We start from the raw sequence: 15,356 nt of genomic DNA, 5'->3' as shown, positions 1-15,356 counted from the left end.
TTCGACCATCTCGCCAGAACGCGAATTGGGACAGCCTAGCACTCGTCCTTGTCGCTGTGATGAAGATTAAAAGTTTTGTCGTACTTGTCGCGGGCTTCGGTACCAACGCTGTATCGGCCGGGCCACCATGAATGTGGCGGATTGTAGTTGTCGTTCTCAGCGTCTGCCTTGGCTTTCTCGCCTAGCTTCTCGGGCGTCCAAAGCGACATTGATTTATCTTTACCCCACATCTTGCTCCTCACTGACCATCCTCGACGATGACTTTGCTGCGGCCTATGGCGCCGGCAGCAATTTGAAACGAAGTGCCTATCGCCCAACAGCATGCCACCATAACGCTGAATCCATCCCGCATGATGTAGTCAAAGACAATGATGCCAACGGAGAGAAACACCGCATTCGCGGCAAAGAAAGTTCCGGCCCCGCTAGCTATCGCCGCCGCGTCGGTGCCAAAGCTCCATTCTCCCGATCTGGTGGATTCTACTGTCTGCGCAAGACGGCTAGGCAGATCGATGCCCACGTAGAAGCCAAAGCCCCCGTAAAGCATCATCAACAAGACGATCCATTCGTTTCGAAAAAAATCATTGTCCATGCGCATCATTCCTACGGCCACGTACAGACCGCCCGCGGCCCCAACCATGGCAAGTCCGATTCTTTCGAGAATGTGCGCCAATTTGATCAGCACGGAGCGGCCGAACCATGCGGTAGTGGCGACGCGGGCGTACTTCGTCAACTTTCTCTCCCCAAACGACAAAGCGCTAAGAACGACTGCAATGCTCATTTTCATGATATTCTCCTTTCTTGCTTTCCAATTGCTCGCCCAACGCACGCAGGCACCACCCGAGCGCATCGTGATGCGATTTGAATATCAATGTTCAGGATGACGTGTGCCTACCGACGGCACTGGGCTGCCATTTGGTAGAAGCGGCGACTTCGGTGTGTCGCCGTTTTTGGGCAGCTCTCTCGGACAAGCAATCCGCTCGGCCAAGCCAACAAGCCTACGCCGTTTCCGTTCGAGCGCCTAATGAATAACTTCCACATCGGGGCAATTCATCGCGATACCCCACCGAGGTCGTATTCGCACTTCAAGACGTCAGTTTAAGCCAACCTCTCGCGATCAGGGTGATCTTCAGGGCCGAAGGCTCTGAATGGAGACCCTTTTTCGTCGTGCAGTGCGGCCCAGCCGTTGAGATCTGCGTGTAAACTGCCTCACGTCGACATGATGCTCACGAGCCCAACAGCATACGCCTTGGAGAGCCAGAGCCGATTGGAATCAGTAATGGGGGCTGCCAGTTCACGACTGGGTTTGGTCCAGAGTAAAAAGAAAGAGATAGCTATTCGGGCACAAAGAGCGCACCGTTGCGAGTGTTCGATTGTGACGCTGGCGCGGAGCTGTACTCCAGCCGGACGAAGCGTAGAAAAAGAAAAATAGCTTCAGCGCTCTCCACTCACTGTGGAGGCCAATTGAGTTTTCAATCAAAACGCATTCGCCCGAAGAGCTGAATGGCGTCGCTCGCACCCGGCAACATCGCCCCTGTGCTAGTGGTTACGGCGGCACCTCGCGGCCAATCTGCGAGAATGATCATGGTGATGACCCGATCGCGGAGCGAAACGGTAGTGTTCAAGCACCCATTCCGGATCGCAAGCGCTGAACGACTATTACCGGCCGGATCATATGAGGTTATTACCGAAGAAGAGTCGACGGAAGGCTTGTCATTTCCGTCCTTTCGGCCCGTCGCCACCATGATGAAGGTGCCCGCGCCGCCACCCCGCAGCCCTTCAGTCGAGATGGTGACGATCAGTTCGCTCGATCTTTCGAATGCCCGGGAGCCTATGCGTGAAGCGCCTGTCGACCTCGACAAGCGTCGCGGTAGGGCCGTGCCGAACAGTGACTTTCGCCGAACCCCGGCGGAGATTGAACCCAGTGCCGAGGTGTTGATCGGTCGGCTTTTGCACCTCGAACCTGAGTTGCTCGCGACACCTGCGAAGCCAAGGACGAGCGCGCTTCCGGAGCTGAAAGTGCCCGGCCGCGACCTACGGATCGATGTTTGCCGCGGCATCGCGCTCTGGTGCATCTTTCTGAACCATATTCCCAACAACATCGGAAGCTGGCTGACGCTGCGGAATTACGGCTTCAGCGATAGCGCGGAAGTGTTCATGTTCGCCTCGGGTGTGACCTGCGCGATCGCCTACGGCAAGGCGCACGAGCGCGGCGGATGGACCGGCGTGCTCGGCCGTACGCTGCAACGTAGCTGGGACATTTACGCCGCTTTTTTGCTGCTCATTCTTGCTTGCGCCGTGGTGGTTTACCTCGCAGGCGGCGGCCGGCTTGCCGACGAGACCAATACGCGCATTCTCTTGGAACATCCGGGAGCGACGCTAGCGCAAGCGGCAATCCTGCAATACCGTCCTGTCAACACCGACGTCTTGCCTCTCTTCGTGATTTTCCATCTTTTGTTCGCGCCACTGCTGTGGCTGATGCTCCGAGTGCCGAACGTGGCGCTCGGCGCCTCGCTCTTGCTTTATGCGTCGGTGCATCTTTTCGGCTGGACCGTTCCGGCGTGGCCGAACAACGCTTGGTTCTTCAATCCGCTCGCTTGGCAGTTGCTGGTTGTGCTTGGTGCGTGGTGTGTCACGGAGGGCAAGAAGTTCTGGCCGCGGTTGAGTTCACGCTTGGCGCTTGGACTTGCCGTTCTCTATCTGGCTTTCAGCCTGACTATCGCATTGGGTTGGAGCATCAGACCACCGGAGGTGCTTGTCCCACAGATCCTGGCGAAGTTGCCTTACCTGGCGGGCAAATCGGACCTCGATCCTTTGCGATTGCTGCATTTTATTGCCCTTGCGATTTTGGTGGTATGGCTCGTGCCTCGCAATTGGCGAGGGCTGTCGACGCCGGCGATGCGCGGGGCGATCCGCTGCGGCGAGAACCCCCTGGCAATCTATTGCCTCGGCGTTCTGCTGGCGCTTGCCAGCCACATAGCGCTGGTCAAAATCTCAGATGAGCTTGCAATGCAGATCGCACTCAGTTTCGTCGGCATCCTGGTGATGATTGCGGCTGCAACGATGCTCAGCTCGATCAGGACCAAACCCAGGCAGCGACAACCGCTCATGACATCCGATTTCATTGCAGAGGATGCACGGCGTAACGCGTCTCCGGTCAGGCCATCGAACGGCTGATGTCGCGCCAGATGGAAGTGGAATTGATGCGGTGGAACCGCTACCTGCCGAATCGTGGTGATCGAACCACTCCGCGAATCGGCCATCTTGCCCGGAGGATCTGTCACACCTGAAATGTCCGCATCCCTCTCCGGCACGGGATTTCAGCTAGGCAGACTCAAGAATCCATGGCGCTGTCGTAGGTTCCCTTTGGCATGTATGACGGCCCCAGCGGCGCTGCTGAACTCGGCAGGGATGTCTTGACCATTCGCAACCACTGGCCGAGTCCGCTACGGGTCACCAGCGCCGATTTGGCGCTCTGCCAGCCCCTTCCGGTCTACCCCACACTCCGGACATGTCGCTACATCGGACGTGCCGCTACATCCGCCAACTGACGCGATGGGCCAACGACAGACGCAAATGACGCCCGCTTTCGAGGGCAAAGCAAACGTCAGTATTCCGGCTCGGGCGCTGATCCCGTCGTTGCGCACCCGCCCCAAACATAAGCAAGCGGGTGACCGTCGGCCGCTTCACCGCTCCAGCGTGGCGAGATAGGCAGCAAGTGACAAAAAGTCTGCCTCGTCGAGCGCTTTGACCACGTCGATCATCGGTTTGCTCTCCGGCCCAGCGCGGAAGCCGTGCCGATATTCGTAGAGCTGGCGGAAGATGTAGGTCGGCGAGCGCCCGGCGATGCCCGGCACGACGTCGGTGCCGGTCAGCTTCTCGCCATGGCAGGCGGCGCAGGCGATCTCCTGCTCCGCGGCCAGCCCGTGGCCGGTAGCGACGCTGCCGGGCGGCACGTAGGCGGTAAAGCGGACGCGCGAGTCGCGGTTGACGAAGCGGCCGACATCCGTCGGCGTCTCAATGATGCGCAGGCCGATCGGCTCGCGTTCATCGTTTTTAGTGACAAAGAACCAGCCTGCGACCGTTGGTTTCGGCACGGTCTCAGTCTCCACCACCTCGACCAACTTGTTTGGCTTGATGGCGGCAAAATACTCAGCCGCCGCCTTGATCTCGTCGTCGTTCGCCGCCTTCGCGGCGGAGATCATCCATGCTTGCGGAATGCGGTCGGGCAGTGCTGTCGAACGTTTGCCGCTCCTGTAGTCGTGCATCTGCTGAATAAAATAGGCTACCGGCAGGCCGGCGATGTCAGCGTTCTCCGGACCACCCGTGCCAGAAGCACGATGGCAAAAGCCGCAGGCGTAGACGTCAGGTTTGCGGCCGCTCGCCACGACCGCCGGCATCGGCGGATGGTCATCTGGGTGCCAGTCCGGTGCCAGGAAGCGATCACGCGTTTGTGGGACTGTATAGCTCGCCGTGCTTTCGGGAACGTGGCGAGGTTGACCGTCATCGGGCGGCGGCTTGAAGTCGGGCGGGTTGTAAGTGTAGGCCCAGAATGGAGGCTTGTCGGTGATCTGCGCGTGCGCGCCCGTCGTACACACCAGAATTATGGTGAGTGCACCTGCCGCTTGAGCGGCAGGTCCCAATCGCGCCATGTTCGCCTCCGGCTTATCTGCCCAGACGAGGACAAGCAAATTAGCGCTGAATCCGAGCTCGAGCAATCGGCTTGCTGGTTACTCAGGCTGCCGTCCTGAGGTCCGAGTTGGGTCACGAACGACAAAAGCTCAAGATGAGCACCGTCTGCTTTCGGGCGCATAGCGACGAAACAGCTCACGTCTCCAACGCCGGCACCTCCACCAGCGGCTCTTGCGGCCGTGCCCAGTCCTCGTATTTCTTCGCCCGCTCCTCGGCGCGCGCCCGCTCGCCCGGCCCACGGCGCCGCCGATCAAGAGTGCCTTCTTCAAGATCATCAAGCATTCGCGGTACACTGACGAGCCAGCGCCCGGCAAACTTCCCTGCGGCTAGGCCACGCGCGCAGCAGCCTTGCCGCCTGCTCACGCTCGCGACGCCACGCAGCAGCGGCTTCCTTACTGATCAAGACGCGCGCGCCGACATTGAACGTGCGGGGCATCTGCTTGCGATTCTTGTAGAAGAGCTGCACGGAGGTGCGGTGGCGCGCGCAAAATTCGTCAACGCTGTAGGCGTCAGGGTTTTCTGCTGAGGAGTGGGGCGATTTCCGGCCGGTTACTTCAGGACGTGCCATGCGTGTCTATCTCCATATCCGCAAAACGATATGGAGTAACGAAGCCAGGTGGGCTTCTAAGCCATCACGCAGACACGCGCCGCGCAAATGCGTGTTTGCGTGTTTGCGTGATCAGCAGCTACGTCTTGCGGCGACCGCGTACACGCGCGATGGTATCGATGCAGGGTTCTTTCCAACCCATTTCCTTATACACGGGCACAACATGGCGTTGGACTGCACCGTGGGTGAGATTGGCTGGAATACGACCGTCTGGTGGGAACACGACGCGCAGCACGCCTCTCAGCCGGTCGAGCTGCCAAGTCCTACCTCTAGTGAGCGGCTCCGCATCGCACTCGCCGGCCAATTTTTGCAACAGTTCCTCGCGGGCCTCTACCATCTCGCGGAAGAACTGGTCAGGATAGAACAGCGGCGCTTGCTGTCCGGCCTTCAGCCAGAGAGCGGCTTTCTTGGAATTCTTCTTGGCCATGGTCCTGTAGACTTGATTCCAGAGCATTCAGCCGGCTGTTCCACTTTTGTGAGCCCAGCGCAGCGGCCGTTGGCGGCTGAATCCTTTGAAATAGAAATGCCGAAGGCGTCAATCAACCACCTATTGGTGTAGGTCTAACTAGCCACTGACGGTTGTCGCCTCGACTCCGCGGTAGCAAGCTCATTCGCTCGACCTACAGTTTCTGTAGATCGACCTGCGATCGCAATCACGTTGTCGCCGATCGGCGGAACACACCGCAGCAGCGCCTTGCGGGAAATGTCGTCGGAGTGCTCGGTGATGTACTTGCTGTACGTGCGCTCGATCATTTGAACGCTTGTGTTATGCAAACTCGCGACCAGCCGGATCGGAATGTTCTGCAACAGCATCCGAACAATCGAGCTGTGACGCAACGCATAGATCGTCACGACGCTCGGGTCGAGACCGATCGCGGCGACAATCTTGTCGATCTGGCGATGATAGGTCTGGCCCGGATTGGCGCCCCATGGCGTGCCATCGCTCTGCAGCAAGAGCGGCGCATCATCGGCGCGGCCCTTTGCAACTTGGCGCAGGTTCGTCGCGAGCTGCACGGTGTCGGCACCGAATAGCGTTCATGTTTCTTCTTGGCGCGATTGCGTCCGCCGCCCTTGGCTGATTTCGGCATCATCAGTTTTGGCCGCAGCGGATCGTCGTGAAAATCCTCGACCCGTAGCCGGACGGCTTGTGACGGGCGCGCGCCGGTGACCGCCAGCGTATCCACCAAGAGCTCGAGCTGATGGTCATGTGCGTAGGCCGTGCTGACGAAGTCACGCACCTTGTCGTCGGAGAGAATGACGTTGCGTGCTTCCTGCGCATCCGGCAAGCCGACCAGCCCGACTTCCCACGCCTGCCGATTCTGAATGCGTTCGTCGTGCTGCCTTGCCTGTTCCAGCGCTGCGCACAAGCACCTGCAGACCCGGTTGATCGTGGCGGGCTTGATCTTGCCAAGCAGGCCATCGCGCCCATTTCCGCAACTCGGTCGCGGTGAGTAGCAACACAGGTTTGGCCAGCAGCACGGCCGTGAGATGCACGCGCGGGCTTTCAGCGTTGTAAGGATTGGCTCCGCGCGCTTCGAGATCGCGCTTGTAGTCCTTCAGCGCGACGTCAACCGTGATGGGTGCATTGTCGCCAGCGCCATCACCGCCACGCGCGAGTTGTTTCGCGACGCCCTGCGCTTGAAGCACGTCCTTGCCGTTTGCATCGCCATAGTCATCGGCAACCCCGACGCCTTGGTCCAGTAGGCGCCGTGGCCGTTCGAAGTTTTGACCACCCAAGCGCCGCTGCCCTTGTTACGTCGGTAGAGCAGCGAGACTCCGCGCGCGAGTGACGGGCCGCTGTAGGGTTTGCGGCGAACCTGCAGTTTCAATCGAGCGCTACGCGATTCCAGCGCGCTGTGGCGGACCTTGCGTGCCATGAGTGTCCCGGTTTTGTCCCAATGGTGTGTGGGGAGGCATAAAGAAGCTCATGGCACTATGTGTTAGAAATCGTCGCTAGATCAATGGCGTAGGCATTCCACTGGGGTCTCTGCGCACCCACGCGCATATTTATTTTTCCCTGCGCCCTCTTCGCTTGAGAGGGTGGAGCGACGAAGCAAAGCTCGGGCGAAACGCGCCGCGAGAATGCGAAGGCGGTGTGCGCATTCGGCTAAATATTCCGCAATCGCGCCCGCGGCGCCGGTGGACTTGCCCGCCGCAATCCGGTTCAATGGTCGCGTTGAGTTTTCAGGCGACAACGATGTCGAGATATCTGCTGGTTCTGCTGCTGATCGCCTCGCCGGCGGCTGCGCAAGTCAAGATGAAGCCGCAGACCACGGCGGCGCATCCGGACCCCTGTGCCCTGATCGGGCGTACGGCGGATGGCAAGTTGGTCTACTCCATGACATGCGAGACCCTGCCGGCGCCGCCCCCGTCGCCGCACACGGAACTGAAGGAGGCGCCGCTGCCTGCCGCGGAGCCGGAGATCCGGCGGAGCGGCATTTTCGGCTGGTCCTACGACCGCCGGTGATGCGGCTACGCCCCTTGCGCGAAGCCCGACGGAATGCTCTTTGCCGAGGAGTCCACGGTGGGCTACGCCCCCGACCCAGAGAGATGAGATGAGCAAACTCGTTATCCGCGCCGGCGATTTCACCTTCGATGCCCGCTTCGAGGAGCAGCTGGCACCCAAGACTGTCGCCGCCTTCCGCAAGGCGCTGCCGTTCGAAAGTCACATCATCCATGTGCGCTGGAGTGGCGAAGGGGTGTGGATGCCGCTCGGCGATTTCGATTTCGGCGTCGGCTACGAGAACCACACGAGCTATCCTGCGCCCGGCCAGATCATCCTCTATCCCGGCGGCATCAGCGAGACCGAGATCCTGCTCGCCTATGGTGGCGTGCATTTCGCGAGCAAGATGGGCCAGCTCGCCGGCAACCATTTCATCACGATGACTTCGGGCCTGGAGAATCTGGCGACGCTCGGCAAGAGCGTGCTGTGGAAGGGCGCTCTACCGATCCGCTTCGAGGAAGTCTGAGTGACCGACGCAAGCTACCCGCGCGATCTTCGCGGTTACGGCCGCAATCCGCCGCATCCCGAGTGGCCCGGCAACGCGCGGGTCGCGGTGCAGTTCGTCGTCAATTTCGAGGAAGGCGGCGAGAACAATATTCTGCACGGCGACCGCGCCTCGGAAGCCTTTCTGTCCGACGTGCTCGGGGCGCAGCCCTGGCCGGGCCAGCGCCACGCCAACATCGAATCGATGTTCGAATATGGCTCGCGCGCAGGCTTCTGGCGGCTGTGGCGGATGTTCGGCGAACGCAACTGGCCGGCCACCGTGTTCGGAGTCGCGACCGCGCTGAAACGCAATCCGGAAATCGTAGCTGCCATGAAGGAGGCGGGCTGGGACATCGCCAGCCACAGCCTGAAGTGGATCGAGCACAAGGACATGACCGAGGCGCAGGAGCGCGCCGAGATCGCCGAAGCCATCCGCGTCCACATCGAGGCGACCGGATCGCGGCCACTCGGCTGGTACACCGGGCGCTCCTCCATCAACACCAACCGTCTCCTGATGGAGGAGGGCGGCTTCCTCTATCTCTGCGACTCCTATGCCGACGATCTGCCCTATTGGGTCAAGCGCGCAGGCGGCAAGCAGCTAATCATTCCCTACACGTTAGATGCCAACGACATGCGCTTCATCAACCCGCAAGGGTTTGCCGACGGCGAGCAGTTCTTCACCTATCTGAAGGATGCCTTCGACGTGCTCTATGCCGAAGGGCAGACCGCGCCGAAGATGATGTCGGTCGGTCTGCACTGCCGCCTTGCCGGCCGGCCTGGCCGCGCTGCGGGGCTGATGCGCTTCCTGGATTACATCGGCAGGCACGAGCGCGTCTGGGTGCCGACGCGATTGCAGATCGCGCAGCACTGGCACGACAAGCACGCGCACCTTGCGGCCGACGCATTCGAGATCGAGTGAGAGGGTGATGTCGCAGATCTCGCTGGCCGACCTCAACGCCGCAAGCAAAGCCGATTTCGTCGCGGCACTCGCCAACGTCGTCGAATATTCGCCATGGATCGCCGAGCAGCTCGCCGGCAAGCGGCCGTTCGCGGGCATCAACCAGTTGCACGCCGCGCTGATGGCGGCGATCCAGAGCGCTGAACCGGACGTGCAATTGGCATTGATCCGTGCGCATCCCGATCTTGCCAACAAGACGCAGCGCGCCGCCGGTCTCACGGCGGAATCGACCGACGAGCAAAACAGCGCCGGCCTCGACCGCCTGTCGGACGCCGAATTCGCGGCGTTCGAGCGCGTCAACAATGCCTATCGGGACAAGTTCGGCTTCCCCTATATCGTCTGCGTGCGCCGTCACAGCAGGGATTCGATCTTGCGTGACTTCGAGACGCGGCTGCTCAACATCGTCAAGACCGAGACAAGGCGTGCGATCGAGGAGATCGGCCGCATCTCCGCGCTGCGGCTGGATCAGCTCATCGTCGCCCGCGACAAGCTGAAGGTGCACGGCCGGATGTCGACGCATGTGCTCGACAATCACACGGGCAAGCCCGCGCCCGGCATCCCGGTCGAGCTGGTCGAGCTTGCGAGCCTCGGCGAGAGCCGTGTCATTGCGCGCACTGTGACCAACTCGGACGGCCGCACGGATCAGCCGCTGATCAGCGGTCGCCCCGTGCCGATCGGCCGCTACGAGCTCAGGTTCAGCGTTGCCAGATATTACGCCGAGCGTAACGTGCCGTTGTCCGACCCGCCGTTCCTCGACGAAATTCCGCTGCGCTTTGCGGTCAGCGAGCCGGAGGGGCACTATCACGTGCCGCTCCTGGTCACGCCGTGGAGCTATTCGACCTATCGCGGCAGCTAAAGCATGTAAGTTCGATGGGCTGTCGTTGGTTCACCTCTCCCCGACGGGGAGAGGTCGGATTGCGCAGCAATCCGGGTGAGGGGCGGTGGGACTCAGTGAGACCCAAACCCCTCACCCGGATCGCATCTTCGATGCGTTCCGACCTCTCCCTACGGGAGAGGTGAAGCGAACCATCCCGCTCTAGCCGCCAAACTTCTCGAGCAGCGCTGGAAACAGCCGGTCCGGCTTGAAGGGCGGCGCGGTGAAGCGGATGCCGGTGGCATCGGCAATCGCGTTGCCGAGCGCGGCCGCGACCGGATTGTACGGACTCTCGCTCATCGATTTCGCGCCCAGCGGTCCGATCGTGTCGGACGTCTCGGCGAAGAACACCTCGGTGCGGGGCACGTCGGCATAGGAGGGCAGGTGGTAGTCGCGGAACTTCGGGTTGCTGACGCGGCCGTCTGCGTCGATCACCATCTCCTCGTAGAGCGCGGCGCCGAGCGCCTGCGCGACACCGCCTTCGACCTGCCCGCGGCATTGCATGGGATTGGCGACGACGCCGGCGTCGGCCGCATGCACGCTCCTGAGAATCTTGAGCTCGCCGGTGCCCTTGTTCACGGCAACGCGAAAACCCTGCACGTTGAAGCCGACCGAGCGGGGGGTGCCGTCCGAATTGCCGATGCCTGCCAACGGCTGTCTCCGTTCGCGCGCGAGCTTCGCCAGCTCCGTAAAAGGCATGCGCCGGACGCCGCTAACGACGGCGTCAGCTTCAAGCGCGCAGCTCCCAGCATCGCACAGCCAGGCGTCTGCGGCCGTCGCCTTCAGCTCGGTCGCAAGCTGGATGGCCGCCGCATGCGTCGCCTTGCCGGCAACAAACATGCCCGCGCTGCCATAGGCGCCGGTGTCGTGCCCGCCATGGGCGGTGTCGGATTGGCGCAGGCGGATCCTGTCGACGGTGGTCGCAAGCGTCGTTGCCGCGATCTGCCGGTGCACGGTGCTGGTGCCGTTGCCGAACTCGGCAGTGCCGACGGTCAGGTCGAAACTGCCGTCGTCGTTGAGCGCGATCATAGCGTCGGCGATATGGCCCGCCGGGGGCACCGTGTCGATCATGGTCAGCGCGATGCCGTCGCCGATCAGCCATTCCGGCGACAGGTCCGGTTGCGGGCCATCGGCCTGCATCGCGCGCTCGACGAGGTCGAGGCACTGGTCGAGCCCGTAGGAGCCATAGACGACGTCGTGATATTCGGACGGCGGCGGCGACAGCATGGGATCGCCGGGCCTGACGATGTTGCGCCGGCGCATTTCGTAGGGACTGATGCCGAGCTGCTTCGCCAGCTCGTCGATCGCGGCCTCCACCGCGATCAATGCCTGCGGCAGGCCGTAGCCACGAAACGCACCCGCCGGCACCGTGTTGGTGTAGACGGCGGCGCCGTCGACGCGCTTGTTCGGACAATTATAGACGCTGATGGATTCCGCCAGCGCGTGGAACATCACGGGGCCGGCGTGATTGCCATAGGCGCCCGTGTTGGAGAGCACGTCGAGCTGGAGCGCGGTGAGCTTGCCTGCGGCATCCGCGCCGGCCTTGATGTGGACCCGCATCGGGTGGCGCGTCGAGGTCGCGATGAACTGCTCCTCGCGGGTCAGCTCGAGTTTCACCGGCCGCCCGGTCTTGAGCGTAGCGAGCGCCAGGACGTCCTCGACGAACATCTCCTGCTTGCCGCCAAAGCCGCCGCCGACGCGCTCGCAGAACACGCGGACCTTGTCCATGGGAAGCCTGAAGATATCGGCCAACGCACGCCGGGTCAGGAACGGGACCTGCGTCGAGGTGCGGACGTTGAGCACGCCCGCGTCGTCGAGCCAGGCCAGGCCGCCATGGGTCTCCAATGCGGCGTGCTGCACACGATGACTGTGAAAGGTGCCCTCGAAGGTGACGGCGGAGGTCGCGAGCGCAGCGGCGACGTCGCCGAATTCGCCATGCGTCTCCGCGACGAGATTGCGCTGGGCGTCAGCGACGCGGTTCGCGATGGTGCGGGCAGGATGAACGACGGGCGCGCCCGGCGCCATCGCCTGCTCCGGATCAATCAGCGCGGGCAGGATCTCGTAATCGACCTTCAGCCGACGGCACGCCTCCTCGGCGGCCGCTTCGCTCTCGGCAACGACGGCGGCAACCTTCTGGCCGACGAAGCGGACGACGTCGTCGAGGATGCGGGTGTCCTCGGGATCCATCCACTCCTTCTCATGCCGCGCGGTCGAAATCAGGACAGGCGGCGCATCCTCATGCGTCAGCACGGCCTGGACCCCGGGGACGCCAAGGGCGCCCGACTTGTCGATCGCAACGATCCTGGCGTGGGCATGAGGCGAACGCAGCAGCTTGATGTGCAGCAGTCCGTCGATGGCGGTGTCGAAGGTGTAGCGCGCCTTGCCGCGCACGATGTCGGGACCTGCAGGGGCCGGCAGGCTGCGGCCGAATGCGGCGCCGGCCTCGACGCTCGCCTCGACATTGGTCTTGCCGAGGATCGCATCCTCGATCGAACGATAACCGGTGCAGCGGCAGATATTGCCCTTCAACGCTATGCCGAGATCGGTGCGCTGCGCCTGGTTCAGCGAGGCGCAGGTCAGGATCATGCCGGCGGTGCAGAAGCCGCATTGAAAGCCTTGCGCATCGAGGAACGCCTGCTGCATCGGATGAACGCCGTGGTCCCCGCCAAGACCTTCGATCGTGGTGACGGTGCGCCCCTGGACGCGGAACGCCGGGATCAGGCAGCTATGTACCGGCTCGCCATCCAGCAGCACCGTGCAGGCTCCGCAATCACCGGCATCGCAGCCCTTTTTCACGCCGAAATGGCCGAGCTCGCGCAGGAACGTGCGCAAGCACTGGCCGGCGCGCGGCTCCTGCGCAAACGCCTTGCCGTTGACTTCGAAGCTCATGATGGCGATCCCCCCAGGAGCTCGCCGCGGATCTCCTCCGCGAGCCGCAGCGTCATGTGCTTGCGCCAGAGCGGCTTACCATGGATGTCGGTATGGTACAGGTCGTCCGTGATCTGCTGCGCGATCACATCGCGAAGCGCATTCGGGTCCGGGCTGTTGCGAAAGGTGAGCTGGATCGGCCGCACCGTCGATGCGGTCACCGTCAAAGTCAGCGTGCCGTCCGGATCGAGGCTGCCGATCAGAAGCGCCGCTGAGCGGCCGACAGGCGCCAGCGAGATCTGGCGAAACGCGGTACGGCGCCTCAACGCGGCAATCGGGATATCGATCTGCCGGACCAGGTCGCCTGACGTCAAGCGGTTGCGCTGGTTGCCGGTGACGAAGTCGGGGACGGAGATCCTCTGTTCACCGCCGTCGGCCTTCCAGATGGTGCAGATGCCCTCGAGCGCTGATGTGAGCGAGATCATCGGTCCCGCGGGCAGCGACATGCAGAGATTGCCGCCGACCGTTGCCGTCTTCCAGATCTTGAACGAAGCAAGGAAGGCCCGACAGCACTGGCCGATCAGCGGCGCCGCGAGCCAGTCGGACGGGCAGGCGAGACTATCGAGCTCTGCGATGGTGCAGGTGGCGGCGATGCTGAGATGGCTCTCGGTGATCGTCAGCGCCGGCCATTTCAGGTCGGTGAGATCGATCAGCCGCCTCAGGTGTATTTGCGGCTCCGAGAACAGCCAGGTGCCGCCCGCGAGCCAAGCGTCGCCTGCCGTCCAGGCAGGCAGCTGTGCGCGTGTTTGCGGATGGGCGACTGCTGTGATGGTATTCAAATCCATGGCTGCGCCACCGCTTCCGCCGGGTGAATCGGGCAAGAGAAAGTCTTGCAAGACCGGAGCCAAGTCGCAACAACAAGTCGCAGCCGGAACGCAATGGGCCTGGCCTCGGCCTTGCAGGCCCGCCATCAGGGATGTGAGGAGAAGCGGCAATCATGACCGACGCAAGTGCGATCTGGATCAGGGACCCCCTGGCCGTCCTCGCCGACGGGGCCGAGCGCGGGGTCGTGGTGAAGGATGGCCGGATTGTCGAACTGGTGCCGGCTGGCGGGACGCCTGCGACCGCGGATGTCGCGGTGTTCGATGCCGGTGAACACGTCGTACTGCCCGGCCTCATCAATACACATCACCATTTCTACCAGACGCTGACGCGGGCGCTGCCGGCGGCGATGGATCGCGAGCTGTTTCCCTGGCTCCAGGCGCTTTATCCCGTGTGGGCGAAGCTGACGCCGGAGGCGCTGGAGCTCGGCGTCATCGTCGCGATGTCGGAACTGCTGTTGTCGGGCTGCACGACGACGACCGATCACCATTACGTATTCCCGGCAGGTCTCGAAGACGCTGTCGATATCGAGGTGGCGGTGGCGGAGCGGCTCGGTGTGCGCGTGTTGCTCACGCGCGGCTCGATGAACCTGTCGCAGCGCGACGGCGGCCTGCCGCCCGACAGCGTCGTGCAGGACGAGGACACCATTCTCGCCGACAGCGCGCGCGTGGTCGCCAAGCATCATCAGCGCGGTGCGGATGCGATGGTGCAGATCGCGCTCGCGCCGTGCTCGCCATTCTCCGTGACGACATCCTTGATGCGCGCCACTGCCGAGCTCGCCGACAAGCTCGATGTGCGCCTGCACACCCATCTCGCCGAGACCGAGGACGAGAACAAGTTCTGCGAGCAGATGTATGGCTGCCGCCCGCTCGACTATCTCGAACAATGCGGCTGGCTGCATGCGCGAACCTGGCTCGCTCACGGAATTTTCTTCAAAGCCGACGAGATCAAGCGGCTCGGTAAGGCCAGGACGACGATCAGCCATTGCGCGTGCAGCAACCAGCTGCTGGCGTCCGGCTGCTGTCCCGTCTGCGAGATGGAGGAGGCCGGCGTCGGCGTCGGCATCGGCGTCGACGGCTCAGCCTCCAACGACGGGTCGAACCTGATGCAGGAGGTGCGCGCCGCATTCCTGCTGCAACGGGCCCGTTACGGCGTGACAAAGGTCAGCCACAAGGACGCGCTGCGCTGGGCCACCAGGGGCTCGGCGGCGTGCGTGGGCCGTCCGGAACTCGGCGAGATCGCGGTCGACAAGGCCGCCGATCTCGCGCTGTTCAAGCTCGACGAGCTGCGCTTCTCCGGCCATGGCGATCCGCTGGCGGCATTGGTGCTGTGCGGGGCGCATCGGGCCGATCGGGTGATGGTTGCGGGACGATGGGCCGTGGTTGATGGCGCCATCCCGGGCCTCGATGTGGCGGACCTCATCCGCCGCCACAGCTCGGCGGCGCGCAGCATGCATCTGAGATAAAAGAGGGGGCGACCACAAGTGCCGGGT

At 62.6% G+C, this 15,356-nt stretch carries 16 protein-coding genes; 8 read left to right on the top strand and 8 right to left on the bottom strand.

Annotation, left to right across the window (positions count from 1 at the left end; translation table 11 throughout):
• Positions 1 to 238: 238 nt before the first annotated feature.
• Positions 239 to 784: a hypothetical protein gene (locus IVA87_RS32470; protein WP_247337125.1), complete on the bottom strand. Its 546-nt coding sequence runs from the start codon at positions 782 to 784 to the stop codon at positions 239 to 241.
• Between the two features lie 797 nt (positions 785 to 1,581).
• Here IVA87_RS32470 and IVA87_RS32465 point away from each other — a divergent pair.
• Complete coding sequence (locus tag IVA87_RS32465; protein WP_247301941.1) at positions 1,582 to 3,174, top strand: OpgC domain-containing protein; 1,593 nt, start codon at positions 1,582 to 1,584, stop codon at positions 3,172 to 3,174.
• Between the two features lie 509 nt (positions 3,175 to 3,683).
• Here the strand turns inward: IVA87_RS32465 and IVA87_RS32460 are convergent.
• The 3 genes from IVA87_RS32460 to IVA87_RS32450 all read right to left on the bottom strand — a co-directional run bounded on the left by IVA87_RS32460 (position 3,684) and on the right by IVA87_RS32450 (position 5,257).
• A complete protein-coding gene (locus IVA87_RS32460) occupies positions 3,684 to 4,649 on the bottom strand; it encodes a cytochrome C-binding protein (protein WP_247337122.1) in 966 nt (321 codons plus the stop codon).
• A gap of 175 nt (positions 4,650 to 4,824) precedes the next feature.
• Complete coding sequence (locus tag IVA87_RS32455; RefSeq protein WP_247301936.1) at positions 4,825 to 4,971, bottom strand: hypothetical protein; 147 nt, start codon at positions 4,969 to 4,971, stop codon at positions 4,825 to 4,827.
• Complete coding sequence (locus tag IVA87_RS32450; RefSeq protein WP_247301933.1) at positions 4,964 to 5,257, bottom strand: hypothetical protein; 294 nt, start codon at positions 5,255 to 5,257, stop codon at positions 4,964 to 4,966. Before IVA87_RS32450 ends, IVA87_RS32455 begins: the two co-directional genes overlap by 8 nt.
• Here IVA87_RS32450 and IVA87_RS32445 point away from each other — a divergent pair.
• Positions 5,256 to 5,855 (top strand): hypothetical protein, encoded by a 600-nt coding sequence (locus IVA87_RS32445; RefSeq protein WP_247301929.1) that lies wholly within the window; start codon positions 5,256 to 5,258, stop codon positions 5,853 to 5,855. The genes IVA87_RS32450 and IVA87_RS32445 overlap by 2 nt on opposite strands.
• A gap of 2 nt (positions 5,856 to 5,857) precedes the next feature.
• Here IVA87_RS32445 and IVA87_RS32440 read toward each other — a convergent pair whose 3' ends face one another.
• Complete coding sequence (locus IVA87_RS32440) at positions 5,858 to 6,310, bottom strand: hypothetical protein (RefSeq protein ID WP_247337119.1); 453 nt, start codon at positions 6,308 to 6,310, stop codon at positions 5,858 to 5,860.
• 185 nt (positions 6,311 to 6,495) lie between these two features.
• On the opposite strand from IVA87_RS32440, the gene IVA87_RS32435 reads away from it, so the two are divergent.
• Entirely contained in the window at positions 6,496 to 6,747 is a 252-nt protein-coding gene (locus tag IVA87_RS32435) for a hypothetical protein (protein ID WP_247337116.1), read from the top strand.
• Between the two features lie 105 nt (positions 6,748 to 6,852).
• Here IVA87_RS32435 and IVA87_RS32430 read toward each other — a convergent pair whose 3' ends face one another.
• On the bottom strand, positions 6,853 to 7,173 hold the full coding sequence (locus IVA87_RS32430) for a hypothetical protein (protein WP_247337112.1): 321 nt from the start codon (positions 7,171 to 7,173) through the stop codon (positions 6,853 to 6,855).
• Between the two features lie 320 nt (positions 7,174 to 7,493).
• Here IVA87_RS32430 and IVA87_RS32425 point away from each other — a divergent pair, with 320 nt between their 5' ends.
• The 4 genes from IVA87_RS32425 to uraD all read left to right on the top strand — a co-directional run bounded on the left by IVA87_RS32425 (position 7,494) and on the right by uraD (position 10,096).
• Complete coding sequence (locus tag IVA87_RS32425) at positions 7,494 to 7,763, top strand: hypothetical protein (RefSeq protein ID WP_247301924.1); 270 nt, start codon at positions 7,494 to 7,496, stop codon at positions 7,761 to 7,763.
• An 88-nt stretch (positions 7,764 to 7,851) separates the two neighbouring features.
• Positions 7,852 to 8,265, top strand: a complete 414-nt coding sequence (locus tag IVA87_RS32420) for a DUF3830 family protein (protein ID WP_247301922.1) — start codon at positions 7,852 to 7,854, stop codon at positions 8,263 to 8,265.
• The gene (gene puuE / locus IVA87_RS32415) at positions 8,266 to 9,201 is read left to right on the top strand and encodes an allantoinase PuuE (RefSeq protein WP_247301920.1); all 936 of its coding nucleotides are present in this window, start codon (positions 8,266 to 8,268) and stop codon (positions 9,199 to 9,201) included. It begins immediately after the preceding gene.
• Between the two features lie 7 nt (positions 9,202 to 9,208).
• Positions 9,209 to 10,096, top strand: a complete 888-nt coding sequence (gene uraD / locus IVA87_RS32410) for a 2-oxo-4-hydroxy-4-carboxy-5-ureidoimidazoline decarboxylase (RefSeq protein WP_247301917.1) — start codon at positions 9,209 to 9,211, stop codon at positions 10,094 to 10,096.
• 180 nt (positions 10,097 to 10,276) lie between these two features.
• Here the strand turns inward: uraD and IVA87_RS32405 are convergent, their stop codons facing one another.
• Positions 10,277 to 13,003, bottom strand: a complete 2,727-nt coding sequence (locus IVA87_RS32405) for a molybdopterin cofactor-binding domain-containing protein (protein ID WP_247337109.1) — start codon at positions 13,001 to 13,003, stop codon at positions 10,277 to 10,279.
• Positions 13,000 to 13,827, bottom strand: a complete 828-nt coding sequence (locus tag IVA87_RS32400) for an FAD binding domain-containing protein (RefSeq protein ID WP_247301912.1) — start codon at positions 13,825 to 13,827, stop codon at positions 13,000 to 13,002. The genes IVA87_RS32405 and IVA87_RS32400 overlap by 4 nt, the downstream gene beginning before the upstream one ends.
• 152 nt (positions 13,828 to 13,979) lie before the next feature.
• On the opposite strand from IVA87_RS32400, the gene IVA87_RS32395 reads away from it, so the two are divergent.
• Positions 13,980 to 15,329: an 8-oxoguanine deaminase gene (locus tag IVA87_RS32395; RefSeq protein ID WP_247337106.1), complete on the top strand. Its 1,350-nt coding sequence runs from the start codon at positions 13,980 to 13,982 to the stop codon at positions 15,327 to 15,329.
• Positions 15,330 to 15,356: the final 27 nt, after the last annotated feature.

The sequence above is a fragment of the Bradyrhizobium sp. 147 genome, from assembly GCF_023073935.1.
Taxonomy (GTDB): domain Bacteria; phylum Pseudomonadota; class Alphaproteobacteria; order Rhizobiales; family Xanthobacteraceae; genus Bradyrhizobium.
Note: the sequence above shows the minus strand (reverse complement) of the source record. Positions and strands in the feature narration are given on the sequence as shown.

Coding starts and splice junctions, on each gene's coding strand:
- IVA87_RS32470 (WP_247337125.1), bottom strand. CDS start 784: ATGAAAATGAGCATTGCAGTCGTTCTTAGCGCTTTGTCGTTTGGGGAG.
- IVA87_RS32465 (WP_247301941.1), top strand. CDS start 1,582: ATGGTGATGACCCGATCGCGGAGCGAAACGGTAGTGTTCAAGCACCCA.
- IVA87_RS32460 (WP_247337122.1), bottom strand. CDS start 4,649: ATGGCGCGATTGGGACCTGCCGCTCAAGCGGCAGGTGCACTCACCATA.
- IVA87_RS32455 (WP_247301936.1), bottom strand. CDS start 4,971: ATGCTTGATGATCTTGAAGAAGGCACTCTTGATCGGCGGCGCCGTGGG.
- IVA87_RS32445 (WP_247301929.1), top strand. CDS start 5,256: ATGCGTGTCTATCTCCATATCCGCAAAACGATATGGAGTAACGAAGCC.
- IVA87_RS32450 (WP_247301933.1), bottom strand. CDS start 5,257: ATGGCACGTCCTGAAGTAACCGGCCGGAAATCGCCCCACTCCTCAGCA.
- IVA87_RS32435 (WP_247337116.1), top strand. CDS start 6,496: ATGGTCATGTGCGTAGGCCGTGCTGACGAAGTCACGCACCTTGTCGTC.
- IVA87_RS32430 (WP_247337112.1), bottom strand. CDS start 7,173: ATGGCACGCAAGGTCCGCCACAGCGCGCTGGAATCGCGTAGCGCTCGA.
- IVA87_RS32425 (WP_247301924.1), top strand. CDS start 7,494: ATGTCGAGATATCTGCTGGTTCTGCTGCTGATCGCCTCGCCGGCGGCT.
- IVA87_RS32420 (WP_247301922.1), top strand. CDS start 7,852: ATGAGCAAACTCGTTATCCGCGCCGGCGATTTCACCTTCGATGCCCGC.
- uraD (WP_247301917.1), top strand. CDS start 9,209: ATGTCGCAGATCTCGCTGGCCGACCTCAACGCCGCAAGCAAAGCCGAT.
- IVA87_RS32405 (WP_247337109.1), bottom strand. CDS start 13,003: ATGAGCTTCGAAGTCAACGGCAAGGCGTTTGCGCAGGAGCCGCGCGCC.
- IVA87_RS32400 (WP_247301912.1), bottom strand. CDS start 13,827: ATGGATTTGAATACCATCACAGCAGTCGCCCATCCGCAAACACGCGCA.
- IVA87_RS32395 (WP_247337106.1), top strand. CDS start 13,980: ATGACCGACGCAAGTGCGATCTGGATCAGGGACCCCCTGGCCGTCCTC.